Source organism: Pseudoalteromonas sp. SG45-5 (assembly GCF_014164085.1).
Classification (GTDB): domain Bacteria; phylum Pseudomonadota; class Gammaproteobacteria; order Enterobacterales; family Alteromonadaceae; genus Pseudoalteromonas; species Pseudoalteromonas aliena.
In genome coordinates this window covers 1-1,028 of sequence record NZ_JACJEM010000126.1, presented here as the reverse complement: position 1 = coordinate 1,028, position 1,028 = coordinate 1, and the positions used below count along the sequence as shown (strand labels likewise).

At 36.1% G+C, this 1,028-nt stretch carries 1 protein-coding gene and 1 pseudogene; one reads left to right on the top strand and one right to left on the bottom strand.

Annotated features, from left to right (window positions below):
- Positions 1 to 380: 380 nt before the first annotated feature.
- Positions 381 to 785, top strand: a complete 405-nt coding sequence (locus tag H5119_RS19920; RefSeq protein WP_182703468.1) for a hypothetical protein — start codon at positions 381 to 383, stop codon at positions 783 to 785.
- A gap of 139 nt (positions 786 to 924) precedes the next feature.
- On the opposite strand, the pseudogene H5119_RS20605 reads toward H5119_RS19920, so the two are convergent.
- Positions 925 to 1,028 (bottom strand): annotated as a pseudogene (locus H5119_RS20605) (IS5/IS1182 family transposase); the annotation flags it as partial.

Here is a 1,028-nt window from a genome sequence, read left to right as displayed (position 1 = left end):
AAGTAGTTAAATTGCTTGAACGTACTAAATGAGGTGTGGGTTTGGTTGTTGATTGTATAAATACCAATTACTGTAAATGAGTAGTTTGGCATTAGACTAAAGTCTATAGGTTAGATTTATTCACTTATTAGGTTTGTTTTAATCGTTTGTCGGTTTTGTGTTAATTCTCTAAAGTTCAGTTGTCGGCAACAAGCACGGCTAACTAATACCAATTTTATTAAAACATGATCATTTTAGCGAATTAAATAACTCACTAACTGCGTTAAAAATTACTTATATAGAACGACTATATTTCATATTTTTTGCCTTGTTATTAAGCTATTTTCTTGACGCTAAAAAAGCTCACTAATTTAAACAATCGGCATAACAGGACTACGACCATGAAAACACTTATCAAAACTATCGCTCTTAGCTCACTACTTACATGTTCAGCTGCTGCAATGGCTGAGCAAAGTGATTACAAATTAATGGTTATTGAAACTGCGACAGCGCCACAGCCACTTGAGCAATCATTTAACAGCTGCGCACTGAATGTTAAGTCGAAAAATTATGCAGAAGCTGAACAAATTTGTACACAAGCAATTGCGCTTTTAAAAGACGCTGATGGACCCAAATTTAAAGTACGCCAGCTTACGTCATTCGCATTAAGCAACCGTGGTGTTGCACGTTTAAAAGCGAATAACGACACAGCTGGCCTTGCTGATTTATACGAAGCAAACCAAATGTCTACAAGTACAATGGTATCGCACAACTTAACTCGCGCTAAAGAAGAGCTTTCTTTATAAAATTTATTAATAAAGTGATTACTAAAGCATGATATAAAATAGCGACAGTACAAAAAAGCCATGTTAGGTTTACTCCTAACATGGCTTCTTTGCGTTTTTACAAGACAAGTTTACGGCCTTACTAGGGGCTGTTGATCTTTCACATTGGTAGCCAAATCATTGCACATGCCAGCGCTAACATACTCTCAAACTGTAATTTCAATTTATCGTACCTTGTCGCTATAGCACGGAAGTGCTTTAGCC

Bases quoted from the DNA above. Each gene is read 5' to 3' on its own strand.
- H5119_RS19920 (WP_182703468.1), top strand. From the start codon at position 381: ATGAAAACACTTATCAAAACTATCGCTCTTAGCTCACTACTTACATGT.